This is a genomic window from Actibacterium sp. XHP0104, assembly GCF_025751515.1.
In the GTDB taxonomy this organism is placed as follows: Bacteria; Pseudomonadota; Alphaproteobacteria; order Rhodobacterales; family Rhodobacteraceae; genus Actibacterium_D.
The window spans coordinates 102,830-121,030 of record NZ_JAOWLE010000006.1; the positions used below are offsets into that span (position 1 = coordinate 102,830).

The 18,201-nt window shown below is 64.8% G+C and carries 15 protein-coding genes; 3 read left to right on the forward strand and 12 right to left on the reverse strand.

What is annotated here, in order from left to right:
- Positions 1–21: 21 nt before the first annotated feature.
- Both OE856_RS11010 and OE856_RS11015 read right to left on the reverse strand, forming a co-directional pair.
- Entirely contained in the window at positions 22–480 is a 459-nt protein-coding gene (locus tag OE856_RS11010; protein WP_263716167.1) for an Lrp/AsnC family transcriptional regulator, read from the reverse strand.
- Positions 477–932, reverse strand: a complete 456-nt coding sequence (locus OE856_RS11015; protein ID WP_263716168.1) for an Lrp/AsnC family transcriptional regulator — start codon at positions 930–932, stop codon at positions 477–479. Before OE856_RS11015 ends, OE856_RS11010 begins: the two co-directional genes overlap by 4 nt.
- A 130-nt stretch (positions 933–1,062) precedes the next feature.
- Here OE856_RS11015 and ilvC point away from each other — a divergent pair, with 130 nt between their 5' ends.
- Positions 1,063–2,085 (forward strand): ketol-acid reductoisomerase, encoded by a 1,023-nt coding sequence (ilvC, locus tag OE856_RS11020; RefSeq protein WP_263716169.1) that lies wholly within the window; start codon positions 1,063–1,065, stop codon positions 2,083–2,085.
- 262 nt (positions 2,086–2,347) lie between these two features.
- Positions 2,348–2,995, forward strand: coding sequence for a VPLPA-CTERM sorting domain-containing protein (locus tag OE856_RS11025; protein WP_263716170.1), 648 nt, complete (start codon positions 2,348–2,350; stop codon positions 2,993–2,995).
- 48 nt (positions 2,996–3,043) lie between these two features.
- Here the strand turns inward: OE856_RS11025 and glmM are convergent, their stop codons facing one another.
- The 8 genes from glmM to OE856_RS11065 form a co-directional block, all read right to left on the reverse strand.
- Positions 3,044–4,387 (reverse strand): phosphoglucosamine mutase, encoded by a 1,344-nt coding sequence (gene glmM / locus OE856_RS11030; protein WP_263716171.1) that lies wholly within the window; start codon positions 4,385–4,387, stop codon positions 3,044–3,046.
- The gene (folP, locus tag OE856_RS11035; RefSeq protein WP_412174883.1) at positions 4,384–5,412 is read right to left on the reverse strand and encodes a dihydropteroate synthase; all 1,029 of its coding nucleotides are present in this window, start codon (positions 5,410–5,412) and stop codon (positions 4,384–4,386) included. The genes glmM and folP overlap by 4 nt, the downstream gene beginning before the upstream one ends.
- Before the next feature lie 20 nt (positions 5,413–5,432).
- Positions 5,433–6,362: a dihydroneopterin aldolase gene (locus OE856_RS11040; RefSeq protein ID WP_263716172.1), complete on the reverse strand. Its 930-nt coding sequence runs from the start codon at positions 6,360–6,362 to the stop codon at positions 5,433–5,435.
- Positions 6,363–6,427: 65 nt separating this feature from the next.
- Positions 6,428–7,117, reverse strand: coding sequence for a cell wall hydrolase (locus OE856_RS11045; RefSeq protein WP_263716173.1), 690 nt, complete (start codon positions 7,115–7,117; stop codon positions 6,428–6,430).
- A gap of 187 nt (positions 7,118–7,304) precedes the next feature.
- The gene (locus tag OE856_RS11050) at positions 7,305–9,860 is read right to left on the reverse strand and encodes a pyruvate, phosphate dikinase (protein ID WP_263716174.1); all 2,556 of its coding nucleotides are present in this window, start codon (positions 9,858–9,860) and stop codon (positions 7,305–7,307) included.
- A gap of 105 nt (positions 9,861–9,965) precedes the next feature.
- Positions 9,966–12,221, reverse strand: a complete 2,256-nt coding sequence (glyS, locus tag OE856_RS11055) for a glycine--tRNA ligase subunit beta (protein ID WP_263716175.1) — start codon at positions 12,219–12,221, stop codon at positions 9,966–9,968.
- Complete coding sequence (locus tag OE856_RS11060) at positions 12,221–12,751, reverse strand: DUF6446 family protein (protein ID WP_263716176.1); 531 nt, start codon at positions 12,749–12,751, stop codon at positions 12,221–12,223. The genes glyS and OE856_RS11060 overlap by 1 nt, the downstream gene beginning before the upstream one ends.
- The gene (locus tag OE856_RS11065; RefSeq protein ID WP_263716177.1) at positions 12,748–13,668 is read right to left on the reverse strand and encodes a glycine--tRNA ligase subunit alpha; all 921 of its coding nucleotides are present in this window, start codon (positions 13,666–13,668) and stop codon (positions 12,748–12,750) included. The genes OE856_RS11060 and OE856_RS11065 overlap by 4 nt, the downstream gene beginning before the upstream one ends.
- 157 nt (positions 13,669–13,825) lie before the next feature.
- Here OE856_RS11065 and OE856_RS11070 point away from each other — a divergent pair, with 157 nt between their 5' ends.
- Entirely contained in the window at positions 13,826–15,553 is a 1,728-nt protein-coding gene (locus OE856_RS11070) for a serine protease (protein ID WP_263716179.1), read from the forward strand.
- Positions 15,554–15,584: 31 nt separating this feature from the next.
- Here the strand turns inward: OE856_RS11070 and OE856_RS11075 are convergent, their stop codons facing one another.
- Positions 15,585–17,033, reverse strand: coding sequence for a TrkH family potassium uptake protein (locus tag OE856_RS11075; RefSeq protein WP_263716180.1), 1,449 nt, complete (start codon positions 17,031–17,033; stop codon positions 15,585–15,587).
- A 40-nt stretch (positions 17,034–17,073) separates the two neighbouring features.
- A complete protein-coding gene (gene folE2, locus OE856_RS11080; protein WP_263716181.1) occupies positions 17,074–18,162 on the reverse strand; it encodes a GTP cyclohydrolase FolE2 in 1,089 nt (362 codons plus the stop codon).
- Positions 18,163–18,201: the final 39 nt, after the last annotated feature.

The window sequence follows — 18,201 nt, forward strand, 5'->3', positions numbered from 1 at the left end:
GCAGCCTAGCACCGCGCGCCCCTAGCCCAAAGGCCCGGGACGGCGTTCCTCGGACAACAGGACGTTGGCCTCGACATTGCCGACCCCCGGCAGGGTCATCACCCGGCGGCGCAGAACCCGTTCGAAATCGGCGATATCGCGGGCGGTAACCCGCAGGCGATAGTCATACATGCCCAGCACGTGCTCGACCGTCTGCACCTCGGGGATGGCGGTCACGGCGCGCTCGAAATCCTCAAGGCTGACGCGGCCCTTGGTGGCCAGCTTGACGCCCAGAAAGACGGTGACGCCGAACCCCAGCTTTTCTGAATCAAGGTCCAGCTTGCGCCCGGCAATGACGCCCGCGTCTTGCAACCGCTTGATCCGCCGCCAGGTCGCGGGCTGCGACAAGCCAAACTCGCGCCCCAGCGCGCCCGCCGATTGCGTGGCATCACGCGCCAGCGCCCGCAGCAATCCACGGTCGATATCGTCGAGGTCGATCATAGCGGCAGGCTTTCATCGGATTTGATCCGCGCCACATGCATCAGCGCCTCGATATCGGCGATATGCGGCAGGGTCAGGATGCGGGCGCGATAGATATCCTGGTAATGGGCCATGTCGCGGGCGATCACCGACAGGCGCACATCCACGCGGCCCAGGAATGTCTGGATCTCGACCACCTCGGCGATCTCGCGGGCGGCGGCGATGAAATCGTCAAAGGCGCGGGGCTGGGTTTTGTCGAGGGTCACACGCAGGCTGACCTCGACCGCATAGCCCAGCGTGGCCCAGTCGATCACCGCGCGCACCCCGCGCAGAATGCCGCCCTCGCGCAGCTTGTCCAACCGCCGCGACAGGCGTGACGGCGACAGGCCGGTGCGCTCGGCCAGTTCGGGGGTCGAGAGCGTGGGGTCCTGCTGCATCAGGCGCAGAATGCGGCGATCGAGGTCATCAAGCATGAATATTGCGATAATTGGAAAACTTACGAATGGCTAGCGCGAAAATAACCGAATATTCCCACAGATCACACTCGCATGTCGCGCGCGCGCCCCTATGATCGCCGCCAATCTTAACGAAAGGACCGCCATCATGCGCGTTTATTATGATCGCGATTGCGACATCAACCTGATCAAGGACAAGAAAGTTGCCATCCTGGGCTATGGCAGCCAGGGCCACGCCCACGCGCTGAACCTGCGTGACAGCGGCGCCAAGAACCTGGTCGTCGCCCTGCGCGAAGGCTCGAAATCGGCCAAGAAAGCCGAAGCCGAAGGCCTGAAGGTCATGGGCATCGCCGAAGCCGCCGCCTGGTGTGACGTGATCATGTTCACCATGCCCGACGAGCTGCAGGCCGAGACCTACAAGAAATACGTCCACGACAACATCAAGCCCGGCTCGGCCATCGCCTTTGCCCACGGCCTGAACGTGCATTTCGGCCTGATCGAGCCGAAAGAAGGCATCGACGTCATCATGATGGCCCCCAAGGGCCCCGGCCACACCGTGCGCGGCGAATACACCAAAGGCGGCGGCGTGCCCTGCCTGGTGGCCGTTGACACCGACGCCACCGGCAAGGCGCTGGAAATCGGCCTGTCGTATTGCTCGGCCATCGGCGGCGGCCGCTCGGGCATCATCGAGACCAACTTCCGCGAGGAATGCGAAACCGACCTGTTCGGCGAGCAGGCCGTTCTGTGCGGCGGTCTGGTTGAACTGATCCGTTGCGGCTTTGAGACCCTGGTCGAGGCCGGCTATGCCCCCGAGATGGCCTATTTCGAGTGCCTGCACGAAGTGAAGCTGATCGTCGACCTGATCTATGAAGGCGGCATCGCCAACATGGATTACTCGATCTCGAACACCGCCGAATACGGCCAGTATGTCACCGGCCCGCGGATCCTGCCCTATGAGCAGACCAAGAAGGCGATGAAAGAAGTGCTGAACGACATTCAGCAGGGCAAGTTCGTGCGTGACTTCATGCTGGAAAACGCCGTTGGCCAGCCCACGCTGAAGGCCTCGCGCCGCGCCAATGACGAGCATCTGATCGAAGAAACCGGCGCCAAGCTGCGCGGCATGATGCCGTGGATCTCGGCCGGCAAGATGGTCGACAAAGAGCGCAACTGATTTATTTCGCTTGCGGTTTTTCAAAGGGCGCCCGGTCTGGGCGCCCTTTTTTCGTGGCTGGCGCCAAAACCTCGATAATGCGCCGAGATGGAAACATTTTTCTGAATCCCCCCTCATTGCAGCCCCGGTCGAAACGAATTAACCCCCTTTTCGCCCCAAACGTTGACTCAACCTTAATGCCGGGCGATTTGCCATAAAACGGCCATCATTCGCGCTCGTCGCAATCGGCCAACTCAATAGTAGGTATCCGAAAGGACATGTTATGAAATTGCGTTATCTCGCAGCCTTCGCCCTCTCGGCGCTCACCGCCGGTCAGGCCGGTGCCGCCACGATCGGTGGCGACGTACTGTCCGCCACGAACAACGCGGTCGGAGGGACCTTCGTCCTTTTGGATGGCACTTCGACTTTCAGCGTCGGCCAGGACAACTTCAACGCGCCGCACCTCTATGCGTTCGACGAAAAGCAGAACGTGCTTCTCGGGGCTGACCTTACGCTCAACATCGGATCGAACGCACTGGCCAACACCTATGTGTCCAGCCACTACGTCTTTTACGACCCGCGCGGCAGCAGCGGCTCGCGCCAGATGGGCTATATCGATTTCGACGGCGATATCTTTGGCATCGCCACCCGAACGGGCACCCTGGGCGCCAGCGACTTTCTGGGCAGCGATACGGTGACCTACCTGTCGCACAATCTGCGCGGCCTGGAATCCAACGACAGCATCTGGATCGACGCCAACAAGGCCAACCGCCTGTGGGTCGACTGGATTGCCAGCACGCCCGGCGACTATATCCGCGTCCTGACCGCGGGCGTCCCGATTGCCGCCGTGCCGTTGCCTGCCGGCCTGCCGCTGCTGGGGGCCGCGATCGGTGCTCTGGGTCTGGCCGCACGTCGTCGCCGCAAGGCCTAAGCCCCTGCGACAGTCATGAAAAGGCGCCCTGCGGCGCCTTTTTTCGTTTCAGGTCGCGGCTGTCACGGCCTCGACCACGCCGTCGACCACCTGGGTCAGCAAAGCGTCATCCTCGCATTCGGCCATGACGCGGATCAGCGGCTCGGTGCCCGATTTGCGGATCAGCAGGCGACCCGCGCCCGACAGGCGCGCCTCGGCATCGGCGATGGCGGCCTTGACGCTGTCGGCCTCAAGCGGCGTCTGACCGGCGGCAAAGCGCACGTTCTTCAGCAGCTGCGGCACGGGATCAAACTGACGCACAAGGCGCGAGGCGGGCTGGCCGGTTTCGACCATCGCCGCCAGGAATTGCAGCCCGGCCAGCAGGCCGTCGCCGGTGGTAGCGTAATCGGTCATGACGATATGGCCCGACTGCTCGCCGCCCAGGTTGAACCCACCGGCGCGCATCCGTTCGACCACATAGCGGTCGCCGACCGCCGTGCGCTCTAGCCGCAGGCCACGGGCCTGCAGGAAGCGCTCCAGCCCCAGGTTCGACATTACCGTGGCCACCAGCGCCCCACCGTTCAGGCGGCCCTGCTCGGCCCAACGGGCGGCGGTCAGGGCCATGATCTGATCGCCATCGGCGACCTGCCCCTTTTCGTCGATGATCATCACCCGGTCGGCATCGCCATCCAGGCAGATGCCCACATCGGCGCCATGGGCCACCACGGCCGCGGCGGCGGTGTCGGTATGGGTCGATCCGCATTTCTGGTTGATATTGCGCCCATCAGGCGAGGTGCCGATCGGGATCACCTCGGCGCCCAGTTCCCACAGCACCTCGGGCGCGACGCGATGCGCGGCGCCATTGGCACAGTCGATCACGACCTTCATGCCATCCAGCCGCTTGCCGGCCGGGAAGGTCATTTTCAGACGTTCATTATAGCGGAAGCGCCCGTCGTCGATCCGACGCGCGCGGCCGATATTTTGCGCCTGCGCCAGCTCGACCCCCTCATGGGTCAGGCGCGAGATCTCTGCCTGGGCCTCATCCGACAGCTTGAAACCGTCGGGGCCAAAGAACTTGATGCCGTTGTCATGGTGCGGGTTGTGGCTGGCCGAGATCATCACCCCCACATCGGCACGCAGGCTGGTGGTCAGCATCCCCACAGCGGGCGTCGGGACCGGGCCCAGCAGGTAGACGTTCATCCCGGTCGAGGTGAACCCGGCGGTCAGCGCGTTTTCGAACATATAGCCCGACAGGCGGGTATCCTTGCCGATCACCACGCTATGGGCGGTCGAGCCGTCGCGGCGGAAATAGCGCCCCGCAGCCGCGCCAAGGCGCAACGCCATCTCGGCGGTCATCGGCCATTCGTTTGCGCGGCCACGCACCCCGTCGGTGCCGAAGAGATCGTCGCTCATACCATACCCCACACTGCTTGGCTCAGGCTCAGGGCCTGTCGGGTTTCAGCAATATCATGCACGCGCAGAAACTGAACCCCCTGCGCCGCCCCGGCCAGCGCGATGGCGACCGAGCCGGGCATGCGGTCGGCGGCATCCTGCACATTCGCGATCACGCCAATGAAACGTTTGCGGCTGGCCCCCAGCAGGATCGGGCAGCCGAGGCCATGAAACAGGCTGAGGCCGCGGATCAGGGCCAGGTTGTGGTCCAGCGTCTTGCCGAAACCGATACCGGGGTCGACCATGATTTTCGTGCGCGGGATGCCCGCCGCCTGCGCCACCGCGACCCGTTCGGCCAGCCAGTCATAGACATCCAGCAGCACATCGTCATAGCGCGGGTCGGCCTGCATCACCTCGGGCGTGCCCTGCGCATGCATCAGGCAGACCGCCGCCCCTGCCCCGGCGGCAACGCCGGGCAGGTCGGGGTCGAATGTGAACCCGGCCACGTCATTCACCAGATCGGCGCCCGCCTGCAAGGCGGCACGCGCCACGGGCGCCTTTCGGGTGTCGATCGAGATTGGCGTGCGAAACCCGCCGGCGCGGAGGGCGGCGATGACGGGGGCGGTGCGTTCGGTCTCTTGCTGGGCGGGCACTTCGGCCGCGCCAGGCCGGGTGCTTTCGCCACCGATGTCGATCATGTCGGCGCCCTGCTCGACCATCCTTAGGGCATGGGCCAGCGCGGCCTGAGGCGCGTTGAACTGGCCGCCGTCCGAGAAACTGTCAGGCGTGACGTTCAGAATGCCCATCAGGCGCGGACGATCCATCGACAGGCCGGTCACCGGCGCACGCGGGGCAGTCAGGGTCTGGCGCACATCGTCGGGCAGATCTGAGGCAGGCAGAACCCGCGACGGCGCGCCGCGCGACAGGTGTTCGACATGGGTGAACCATGTCCATCCGCCGGCCAGGGTCAGCGCACCCAGGGGTCGCACCGGGCCGGTTTGGGCAATGGGGCGGAAATAATCGGTCATGGGGAATTTGTTCGCCATCCGCGCCGTCTTGGCAAGGCTCAGAGCGCGCTGAGGGCCTGATCGATACCGATCGCCTCGACCTGAAGGCCGGCCTCGGCGGGCAGGTCGGCGCCGATCACCACCATACGGGCGGCCTCGAATTCGCGCGCGACCCACAGCGACAGCGCCACCGCGTCACGCGGGCTGACCGAGGGCGGATGCGCGGCATCAAGCACCAGCTTGGACGGCGCCCAGACGCTGATCTGGCCGTGCTTCATGGCCCAGTCGATTTCAGTGCGCGAATTGGTGACGACACAGCGCTTGTCGCGCCCCGCCAGCACCCAGGCATTCTGTTCGATGGCCAAGAGGTCGATGCGCCGCTGCGCCGGCCCCACGGCCGATTGCGGCGCGGGCAGATCGGCCGGCCCCACGCAGAGGATGATCGGCTGTTCGCCCTGCTGCAGCTTGTCCAGCCAGCGCGGCAGGTCGGGCGCCTGGATGGCGGCGTTCGACAGGAACAGCACCACCGGATGCGGCACCGGCACCTGCGCATCAAAGGTCGAGGCCTTGTCACGGCTGCGGACAATTTCCACCCCCAGCGCGCCGGGGCCGCGATCCAGCTTTTCGATCCGCACGAACACGCGCAGCGGCTGCGGCTCGGCCAGAATGCGCAGCGCGATGCGCTCGGCCAGGGTTTCCAGCAGGTTCAGCCGGTCCAGCGCCAACTCGGCCTCGATTGCCTCGGTGATGGTGTCATAGGACAGGATCTTGTCGACATCGTCGTCCAGCGGCGCGGGGTTTGGGCGCAGTTCGACCACCACGTTGAACCGCACGCGCTGGGTATGGCCGCGCTCGGTCTGGAAGGCGCCGATATTGGCATCGATGACGTAATCGCGCAGCGAGATCCGGTCGCGCGGGTCGCGGTCATCCTCCATCGCCTCGGAGCGGGCCGAGGGATGGGCAAAGGCAAGGTGGATGTCGTCGGTCAAGGCGCTCTCCAAGGCGGCAGTGGCGGCACAATCCGCGATCTGCCGCCCGGGGGCAACCCTTGGGGTCAGTTCTGGCTGACGCGGATCGGGTTGCGATAGAACAGGTGCTCGCCGATGGCGGCAGTGCGTTCGAACTTGCGCGACCAGCGCGGGCTGACGGCGCGGGTGTGATAGAAGGTGGCGCCGTTGGTCAGGTCGGGCTCGACCCCATCCAGCATGGCGCGGGCGATCTTGCCGACGCGCTCATAGGCGCGAGGTTCGTTGATGACCTCTTTGTGGCCGTCGCAGGTATAGCTGAACTGGCACTGATGCTTGCGACCGGTGCCCTGGTTCACGACAGCACAGACCGAGTCGGGAAAGCGCGAGGATTGAACTCTGTTCAGGATGACCTCGGCCACCGCGAACTGGCCCTTGACGCTTTCGCCGCGGGCCTCGAAGTACAGCGCCTCGGACAGGCATTGCCATTCGGCACCGCCCTTGGCCTTGGGCTGGGCATCAACCCAGTCATAGGTGAAATCGATTTTGCCCGAGGACTGCGAAACAGCCTTGTGGGCGGGCGGGGTCACCAGCTGTTCGAGGCGCTTGATGCCCACGGCATCCAGCGCAATACGTTCGGCACCCAGCAATGCGGTCAAGCGGTCGTCCAGCACGGCAGTCGGATCGTTCGAGGTTGATGCAGTCACATCAGCCCCAGCCGCCCCCCAAAAGGACAGCCCAGTCGCAACGCACAGCGCCAAAGCAAACCGTTTCCGCATATCAAAACCTCAGTGTGGCACGGCCTTTGCGGGCCGCCGCACCGGGGTCATAAGTCGAATCAGGATTATGCGTCTAGAAAAACATGTCCATATTCAGAACATGACTATCTGGGTTGCACAGAGCGCAAAGCTCTGAACCCACGAACACAAGGCTGAGATTTGCAGTTAAATAAGGCAAATGCAAGGCCTATTCGGCAAATTTTCGTGCCGATCCGCTAAGTGCCAGATGTGCAGCGGCCAAGCGGGCCACCGGCACCCGGAAGGGCGAGCACGACACGTAATTGAACCCAGCTTGGCGACAAAAGGCGATAGATTCGGCATTGCCGCCATGTTCGCCACAAACGGACAGCACCACATCGGGCCGCGATTCGCGCCCGCGCTCGGCCCCGATCAGCAACAGCTCGCCCACGCCGTCGGTGTCCAGCGTGTGGAACGGGTCTTCGGGAAAGACCTCTTGCTGGACATACGAGCTCATGAAGCGCCCCGCATCGTCGCGCGACAGGCCATAGGTCATTTGGGTCAGGTCGTTGGTGCCGAAAGACAGGAACGACGCGTGGGTGGCGATGTCACCGGCGCGCAGGGCGGCGCGCGGGGTTTCGACCATCACGCCCAGCTTGTAGTCAAAGTCGCGCCCGGTTTCGACGCGCACCGCCGCCGCCACGCTGTCGACGCGGGCCTTGACCAGCTCGACCTCGCGCTTGGCCGAGACCAGCGGGATCATGATCTCGGGCACCACCGGATCACCCCGGCGCGCGACCTCGGCCGCGGCCTCGAAAATCGCGCGGGCCTGCATTTCATAGATCTCGGGCACGGTGATGCCCAACCGCACGCCGCGCATCCCCAGCATCGGGTTGAACTCGCTCAGCGCCTCGACGCGGCGGGTGACATCCGACAGGGGCAGGTCAAGCGCCTCGGCCAGTTCGCGCATACCCTCGCGCGAATGGGGCAGGAATTCGTGCAGCGGCGGGTCGAACAGGCGAATGCAGACCGACTGCCCCTGCATGATCTCGAACAGGCGGATGAAATCCTCGCGCTGCATCGGCAGCAGTTGGTCCAGCGCTGCGGCCCGGTCTTCGGGCGAATTGGCAAAGATCATCTCGCGCATCACGGTCAGACGGCCGTCTTCAAAGAACATGTGCTCGGTCCGGCACAGGCCGATACCCTCGGCGCCGAATTCACGCGCGGTCTGGGCATCGGACGGCGTATCGGCATTGGCACGCACGCTGATGTCGCAGGCCTCTTCGGCCCAGCCCAGCAGAGCCTGGAACGCGTCATCCAGCGCCGGGGGCAGCATCTTGGCCTCGCCCACCAGCGCCTCGCCGGCGGTGCCGTCGACAGTGATGATATCGCCCTCGCGGAAGACCCGGCCATCGGCGGCGCGCAGGGTCTTTTCACGCCAGCGCAGGGTCATGCCCGACACGCCCACCACGCAGGGCAGCCCCAGCCCGCGCGCGATCACCGCCGCGTGACTGGTCATGCCGCCGCGTTCGGTCAGCACGGCGCTGGCGGCGTGCATGCCGCGAATGTCCTCGGGGGCGGTTTCGCGGCGCACCAGCACGCAGGGCTCGCCCCGCGCGGCGCTGGCCTGGGCTGCGGCGGATGAAAACACGATACGGCCCGTGGCCCCGCCCGGGCTGGCAGCGATGCCGCGCGCGAACACGTCGCGTGCGCCGGTCGGGTCGACCTGGCTGTGCAGCAGTTCGGTCAGGGCGCGCGGCTCGATCCGCAGCACGGCCTCTTCGCGCGGGATGATCTTTTCATTGGCCAGACCCACGGCAATACGTACCGCCGCGCGCGAGCTGCGCGGCACCCGCACGGAATCCAGGATCATCAGCTTGCCCGCCTCGATGGTGAATTCGATCTCCATCTCTTCGCGCAGGCGCTGGCGCGAGATGCGGCCCCATTCGACCAGTTCGGCAAAAACTTCGGGGCAATGTTCCTCAAGCGAACGTCCCCGGTCGTCGCGGGTGAGGTAGAACACGCCGTCGGGCTGGGCCAGCGCGGCGCGGCCCTGGCTTTGGCTGAGATAGCGCCCGGTGATCTGTTCGCGCCCGGTGACGGGGCTGACGAACTGGATCACGCCCGAGCCGCTTTCGGCGGGGCCAAGGCCCAGCGCCATCTGTTGCACCACAAGGCCCAGCCCCGCATCGGCGGGCGCGCCCTTGGCCTGGCGCAGCAGGCGGGCCGAGGTGCCCTCCCACGCGCGGGCCATCGAGCGCAGCACTTCGCTCAGCTGCTGCACCGGGTCTTGGGGAAAGGGTTCGTCGAATTCGTCTTCGTATTCATGCAGCGCCGCGCGCACGGATTCGGCCGAGATATCGTCAGATTCGAACATGTCGGGGTCAAGCCGGGCCACGTGGATGGCAAAGCCCTGGATAAAGCGCAGGTAGATCGCGTTCGCGGCCTCTTGGCCCAGACGTTTGGTCAGCTCGGCATGGCGGGCATCGTTCATGCCGATATTGAGGATCGCGCCGGGGCCGCCCCAATCGGGATCTTCCGAGCTGGGCCGTACCGAAACCAGCGGGGCCTCGCCGAATTCGGCAAGAATTCCGGCCACATCGGGCATATGGCCCGCGGCCAGGCGATGCACCATGTCAAAGGGCAGAGCCACCGTCTTGGGCACCGGCATACCCAGCCGCAGCAGGCGCTGCATGCATTTGGCCCGGCCACCGTGGCGCGCCACGGTGATGTCCGAGCTTTCGGTGATGACGGTGAAATCTTTGAATCCGGTGTGTTTCTGCACGGCAGCATTCCTTGTGTCGGGGCGCAGGATACGCCGTTGCGGACACTTGGCAAGAAAACTGTCACAAATTTGTCGGGCCGGCGCCGATTGCGCCAGCCCGGCCGGTCAGCCCTCGACCCGCGTCAGGTCGGCGACCTGCAGGCAGGTTTCGCGGATACGGTGCAAAAGGTTCAGCCGGTTGCGGCGCACGATCTCGTTGTCGGTGTTGACCTGGACGGCCTCAAAGAACGCGTCGATCGGCGCGCGCAGGGCGGCCATGGCGCCCATGGCGGTGGCGAAATCTTCGTCCTGCAAGGCGCCCGAGATCACGCCGCGCGCGGTATCCAGCGCGTCGAACAGGGCGGTTTCGCTGGCATCCTCGGCGAATTTGATGTCGGCGCCAAAGCGGTACTCGACCCCGTCCTTTTCCTCGGCCTGGGTGAGGATGTTGTTGGCCCGCTTGAAGCCCTGCAACAGGTTGTCGCCATCCTCGGTCGCCAGGAAGGCGCCCAGCGCGCGGGCGCGGTTGACCAGCAACAACAGGTCGTCATTGCCGGGCATGGCGACACAGGCGTCGATCACGTCATGGCGCAGGCCCTCATCGCGCAGGTGCACCTTGAGGCGGTCGTGGAAAAAGGCCAGCAGATCGGCGCTGACTTGCGGCAGGCTGGCGCGCAGATTGCCCAGCCAGGTGCCCTCTTCGACCTCGAATGCCTGATCCTTGTCCTTGGCCAGCTTGTCTGCCACCGCGTGGAAGGCCGCGCCAAAGACGCCGTGATCGGCGATCTCGTCAACCATCTGGGTCAGGAAATAGGCATCGCGCTCGGCCACGGTGTCGGTGTTCAGCGCAACGGTATGGGCCAGCATTTGGGTATCGATCAGCCGTTCCAGCCTGACGCGCAGATCATTGCCCAGAACGGTGCGGATGATGCCCAGCGCCGCGCGGCGCAGCGCATAGGGGTCTTTGCTGCCGGTCGGTTTCTCGTCAATCGCCCAGAACCCGGTCAGCGTATCCATCTTGTCGGCCATCGACACGGCGATCGACACCGGGTTTTGCGGCAGGTCGTCCGAGGGGCCAAGCGGCTTGTAATGCATCTCGGCGGCTTCGGCGATATCGGCGCTCAGGCCAGCCTCGGCGGCGTAATAGCGACCCATGATGCCTTGCAGTTCGGGGAACTCATAAACCATTTCCGAGGCCAGATCGGCCTTGGCGACCTCTGCGGCCTTGCGGGCCGTGGCGGCATCGGCACCGACCAGCGGGGCGATGGTTTCGGCCAGGTCGGCAATGCGGCCCACCCGCGCGCCCTGGGTGCCCAGCGCGTTGTGGAAGGTGACGTTATCGAGCTTGTCCAGCCAGGCCTGCATGCCCGCCTTGGCGATGCGCAGGTCGTTTTCCCAAAAGAACTTGGCATCCGACAGACGCGCCGACAGCACCTTTTGGTTGCCGGCCAGGATGGTCGCGCCCTGATCGGCGGTTTCGCGGTTGGCAACGGTGATGAATTTCACGATCTTGCGGGTCTTGGGGTCGCGCACCGAGAAGAACTTCTGGTGCTCGCGCATGCTGGTTTGCAACACTTCGGCGGGCAGGCCCAGAAAGGCGGCGCCGATCTCGCCCATCAGCACGACGGGCCATTCGACCAGACCCGAGACCTCGGCCAAGAGGCCACGATCTTCGACCACTTCAAGGCCCTGCGCGAATGCCATGTTGGTGGCGTCGTGCCAGATATGTTCGGCGCGCTCGGCGGCATCCAGCACCACATGCGCCTTTTTCAGCTTGGCGGCATAGTCGTCAAACGACGACACGCGGATTTCGCCCGGCGCCATGAACCGGTGGCCCTGGGTGGTGTTGCCGGCGGTGATACCGTCGATGGACAGCGGCACAACCTCGGCACCGTCCTCACGCGTCAGGATGCAGATGATCGAATGCAGCGGGCGCACCCAGCGCAGGCTGCCCGCACCCCAGCGCATGGATTTGGGCCAGGGGAAGTTGCGGATTGCGCCTTCCAGCGCCTCGGCCACGATCTCGGGCGCCTTGCGGCCCTCTTTGGTGATGGTGGCGAAATAGACCTGGCCCTTTTTGTCGTCACGCACCTCGAGCTGGTCCTTGCTCAGGCCGGTGGCGCGCAGGAACCCCTCCAGCGCCTTTTCGGGCGCGTCGGTGCGCGGGCCCTTGCGTTCCTCGCGCAGGGTCGGGCTTTCCTCGGTCAGGCCCTCGACGGTCAGGCACAGGCGGCGCGGGGTCGAGAAGGCCCCGGCCGATTGATAGGTCAGCCCGGCCTCGACCAGCGCGTCGGTCATCAGCTTTTTCAGATCCTCGGCCGCCTTGCCCTGCATGCGGGCCGGGATTTCCTCGGAAAACAGTTCAATCAGAAGATCGGGCATCAGTGGTTCTCCGGCTTGGGCGGGCAGCCCTCGGGGGCGGGTTTGCCTTCAAAGACAACCTCGCCGCAATGGTTGATCTGGTTCCAGGCCACGGCCCGGCCATCGGCGAAAACCGCGACGATACGGTCGATGCCGTAGTGCACGTTTTCCTGCCCCAGAAAGGCAATGGCGTCGCCGCTTTCCAGCGCGGCACCGATTTCGTCGGCGTCATAGCAATCGAACCAGCCCGGCGTGACCAGCGGCACGGCATCGTCGCGCATGACATAGGTCTCGGTCAGCGTGGCCAGCGCGGTGGGCATGGTGAAACAGGCGCGAAAGCGCAGCGGGCTGCTGGTGGCGTCGATGCCCTGGAAACCGGCGACGGGCACGCGCTCGGCCTGGCCGGTGGTCAGCGAGGTCAGGCGCACCTCGGCGGCGGGGGCCGTCACGGGCACCTCGTCGTAATAGGCATAGACTTGCAGGTAATACATCGCCGCGCCGGCGATCAGGGCAGTCGCAATCATCACAATGGCCAGTATCTTGCCGCTCACGCCGCGCCTCCGGCTTCGGTCTGGACAAAGGCGTCGGCACAGCGTTTGGCCAGCGCCCGCACCCGGCCGATATAGGCCTGACGTTCGGTGACCGAGATCACGCCGCGCGCGTCCAGCAGGTTGAAAAGATGGCTGGCCTTGATGCACTGATCATAGGCGGGGTGGGCCATGATGATCTTTTTGCCGGTTTTGGGATCATCGATGGGATGCGACAGGATCGCCTCGCATTCCTGTTCGGCCTCTTCGAAATGCTTGAGCAGGATGTCGGTGTTCGCCACGTCAAAGTTAAAGCGCGAATATTCGGCCTCGGTCTGGCGGAACACATCGCCATAGGTCAGCGCGATCGGCGCGTCGGGGTCGTTGAAGGGCATGTCCATCACATGATCAACGCCCAGCACATACATGGCCAGACGTTCCAGACCATAGGTCAGCTCGCCCGAGACCGGTTTGCAGTCATGGCCGCCCACCTGCTGGAAATAGGTGAACTGCGACACTTCCATGCCGTCGCACCAGACCTCCCAGCCCAGACCCCAGGCGCCCAGCGTCGGGCTTTCCCAGTCATCCTCGACAAAGCGGATATCGTGCAGGTCGGCGTCGATGCCGATGGCCTTGAGGCTGCCCAGATACAGCTCTTGCAGATCGGGCGGCGAGGGTTTGATCAGCACCTGGTACTGATAGTAATGCTGCAGGCGGTTGGGGTTCTCGCCATAGCGGCCATCGGTGGGGCGGCGCGAGGGCTGCACATAGGCCGCGGCCCAGGCGTTAGAGCCCAGCGCGCGCAGCGTGGTCGCGGGGTGGAACGTGCCGGCGCCCACCTCCATGTCATAGGGTTGCAGCACCGCACAGCCCTTGGCCGCCCAGTAATTCTGCAGCCGCAGGATGATGTCCTGGAAACTCCGGGGTTTGCTGTCGCTCATGATCTCTGGCCTGCCTGACGAAACAAGGGCTTCAATAGGCAAGGCGCGCGGCGGGGTCAACGGGCGCGCGGATTATTGGGGTGCATTGGCTGATGGCTCTGATAGGCTCTGGCCGGATTCGAGCACCACCACAGAACGAACAGGGACAAAAGACGCGATGCGCAAAGTAATTTCACTCGTAATTCTGGTTATGATCTGGGCCCTGCCCGCTGCCGCGCAAGACCGAGTCTGGTTACAGATCGAGGCGCAGCCGACGCTGCGCGAGGCCCAAGAGGCGGCGCGCGGTTATGCCGCCACTCTGGATGACGTGGCCGGGTTTCAGCTGCGCTCGGGGTGGTATGCGATTGCGCTGGGGCCCTATACGGCGGACGAGGCCCCTGCCCTGCTGCAACAGCTGCGCCGCAGCGGCCAGGTGCCGGGCGATGCCTATGTCGCCGATGGCGGCAATTTCCGTCAGCAATTCTGGCCCGCGGGCAATGCCAACATGGCCGCCGCGCAGCCCGTCGAACAACCCGCCGCCCCCGATCAGCCCAGCCTGAGCGTGCGGCCCGTCACTGACGAGACCCCCGTCGAGGCACGCCGGTCCGAGGCGCAGCTAAGCCGCGAAGAACGGATGCTGCTGCAAGAGGCGCTGAAATGGGAAGGGTTCTATAACTCGGCCATTGATGGTGCCTTCGGCCGCGGCACCCGCGCCTCGATGGCCGACTATCAGGCGGCGCGCGGCTATGAGGCCACCGGCGTGCTGACCTCCCGCCAGCGGGCCGAGCTGGTCGAGACCTATCAGGCGCAATTCGCCGCGCTGGGTCTGGCCACCGTTGACGCGCCCGAGGCCGGCATCCGCATCACCCTGCCCGCCGGCATGGTGGCGTTCTCGCGGTTCGAGCCGCCCTTCGCGCATTACGACAGCACCGGCGACAGCGGCGTGCGGGTTCTGCTGATCAGCCAGACCGGCGATCAGGACACACTGCATGCGCTTTACGACGTGATGCAGACGCTCGAGATCGTGCCGCTTGAGGGCGCGCGCGAGCGCAACCGCGAAGATTTCGTGCTGACCGGGCAGAATGACAGCCTGCAGTCCTACACCTACGCCGCGCTGAGTGACGGGATGGTCAAGGGCTTTACCCTGGTCTGGCGCCCCGAAGACGAAAAGCTGATGAGCCATGCCGCGCAGGTGATGCGCGACAGCTTTGCGCCTTATGGCGGCGCGCTTGATCCGATGCTGGGGCAAGGCTCGGCCGACCAGACGCCCGACCTGATGTCGGGCCTGGAAATCCGCCGTCCGCAGGTCACGCGCAGCGGGTTCTATGTCGATGGCGCCGGCACGGTTCTGACCACGCTGGACGGGCTGGCCCAGTGCCAGCGCATCACCATCGGCGACGACACAGAGGCGCAAATCTCGGGCAGTGACTCGACGCTGGGACTGGCTGTTTTGAAACCTGTGCAGCGCCTGGCCCCGCTGCGCCATGCCGCGTTCCAGACTGGCATTCCCCGCCTGCAATCCGAGGTGGCCGTCGCCGGCTATTCCTATGGCGATACGCTGGGCCTGCCGGTGCTGACCTACGGCACGCTGGCCGATCTGCGTGGCCTCGCGGGCGAAGAGACCGTGAACCGGCTTGAGATCGAGACCCTGCCCGGCGATACGGGCGGGCCGGTTCTGGACGTGTCGGGCGCGGTTCTGGGCCTGTTGCTGCCGCAGGGTGGCGGTGACGGCCGGGTTCTGCCGCAGGCGGTGAACTTTGCCGCGCCGGTGACGGTGATCGCCGAATTCCTGTCATCGAACGGGATCGAGATGGCCGCCTCTGACAGCACTGCGACCGCGCTGGCGCCGGTCGATCTGGCGGCGCAGGCCTCGGATATGACCGTGCTGGTGTCGTGCTGGAACTAAGCCTTGGCGCCCGCCCTCGTGGCGGGCGCGCTCAGTTGCGCCAGAAATGGACCGAGAACAGCGCGTAGACGACCAGCAATTCCAGCCGCCCCACCAGCATCGCCGCCGACAACAGCCATTTGGCCGTATCATTCAGCGTGGCAAAGTTGCCCGCCGGGCCGATCGTGTCGCCCAGGCCGGGGCCGATGTTCGCCAGCGCCGTCGCCGCGCCCGACACCGCCGTCACGAAGTCCAGCCCCGTCATCGCCAGCAGCACCGACAGCACCCCCAGCGACACGGTGAACAGCACGAAGAACGCCATGACCGAGGACAGAACCTCTTCGGTCACGGGGCGGCCGTCATAGCGCGGGGTAAAGATGCCATGGGGCGCGTAGATCCGGCGGATCTGGGTCTTGATCGACGCGAACAAGAGCTGGAACCGGAACACCTTGATCGAACAACAGGTCGATCCGGCGCAGCCGCCGATCAGCCCCAGGAAAAAGAACACCACCACCGGGAAGGCGCCCCAGAGCTGGTAATCGACCGAGGCATAGCCGGTGCCGGTCATGATCGAGGTGACATTGAACGTGGCCTCTCGGAACGCGTGTTCCAGATGGTCGTCATTGGCCAGCACACGATAAAGGGTCATCACGACGATCAGCACGGCGATCGTCCACAAAAAGGCGCGCACCTGGCTGTCGGTAAAGATCGGCCGCGTGGCCCCCGCCATCAGCTGCACGTAGCGCACGAACGGCAGGCTGGCCAGAACCATGAAGACCGCGGCCACGTATTCGGCGGGGCCCTGAAACGTGCCGAACGAGGAATCATAGGTCGAAAACCCACCGGTCGACATGGTGGTTAGCGCGTGGTTGACGGCATCGAACGGCCCCAAGCCAACAACCAGATAGGTCAGGAAACACACGATGGTCAGAGCGAGATAGGCGATCGAGATCCGCTGGGCGATCTGCGCCGCGCGGGGCAACACCTTGCCGCCGGTGTCAAAGGCCTCGGAGCGGAAGATCTGCATCCCCCCGACCTTGAGTTCGGGCAGGAACACCATGGCCACGACGATGATGCCCACGCCGCCGAACCATTGCAGCATCGAGCGCCACAGCAACAGCCCTTCGGGCAGGTGATCAAGCCCGGTGAACACGGTCGAACCGGTGGTGGTCAGGCCCGACATGGCCTCGAAGAATGCATCGACCATCCGCGCCTCGGTCGCGCCGATCATGAACGGAATGGCGCCAAAGACCGGCAGCACCAGCCACACGCCCGAGGTCAGCAGAAAGGTCTGTTGCAGGGTCAGCGTTTCCTTGACCCCGTTGGCGCAGGCCATGGCCAGCACCCCGCCGACGATCACGGTAAAGGCGGCGGATTCCAGAAAGACCGGCCACTGGCCGTTTTCCTGCCAAAGGTCCAGCCCCAGCGGCAACAGCATGGTTGCGCCCAGAGCGACTACAAGAAGGCCGATGACATATCCTACCGGGCGCAGATCAATCATGGCCGAAGGCTTGGCGATTGCCGCACGGGCTGTCAAGCCATCAGCCGCGATGGATCAGCGAGGCAAAGAGCGTCGGATCAAGGCTGAGGCTGTCGAACGTTTCGCCCTCGGACAGCACGCTGACGGCATCGTGGCTGTGCAGGCTTTCCTGGTGGCTGGCCACCACGCGGAAATCGCCGACACGCGGATCGGCGCGCAGCTGCTCGCAAAACAGCCGCACCGCATCCTCGACAAAGATCGGGTTGGCGGCGTTCAGCTCGGCAAAGGCCTGTTCGTCCTCGCGCTTGACCATGACCTGGGTTTCGGTCGGCACGGCGGCGCGGCAGAGGTCGATCAGGTCTTCGAACCACAGGCAGTCTGCGTCCTCTTTCGCGACCACCGACACCCGCGCGACCGAGCGTTGGGCATGCGGCGTCGCCAATTGCCCGCGCGTACGGCGCGCATGTTCGGATAGTTCAAGAGAACAGGGGCAGGTCGACGAGTACACATAGTCGAGATGTATGATCTTTCTGGTCACACCAGCCCGTTCAACCAGCTCTAGCGCGATGTCGTAATACTGAAAACCCGCCAGGCCCGACCGCAAAGACCGCATCATGACGGGAAACGAGAACCGCATCAGGATGCGCGCGTCCAGGCTGTCGAGGTCGCGCTTGTAATCCTCGAGCGCGGCCGAGATCACCTCGAAGCTGAAGGCGCGTTCCGAGTGTTTGTAAAAGCTGCGCATGATCCGGGACATGTTGATGCCCTTTTTCTCGGCCTCCAGGCTGACGGTGCCGGTGACCGAGGCCTCCAGCGTCAGGTCGCCATTGTCGCGGGTGCGAAAGCGGATCGGCAGACGAAAGTTCGAGATGCCCACATGCTGAATGGTGCTTTGAGCGCCTCGGATCAGGCTGGCGGGGCCGTTTTGCAGGTCGGGCAGCGAGGCCTTGTAGGCCGGGTCGACCTGGAAATCGTCCGGATAGTCGGTGCGGAGCGGCAGGCCATTATCACCCGTTCCGGGCAGGATCGCCCCGATCGCCCGCGCCAGCGCCGCAAAATCCGCATCGGTTGCGCCATCGGCCCAGCGTTTCAGCAGGGCCACGGCCTCTTCGGCCTCTTCGCGGTCGGGCGTGCGGTCATGAATATTCATCTGGCTTCCCCTTCGGGCGCGTGGACACATAATGTAAGA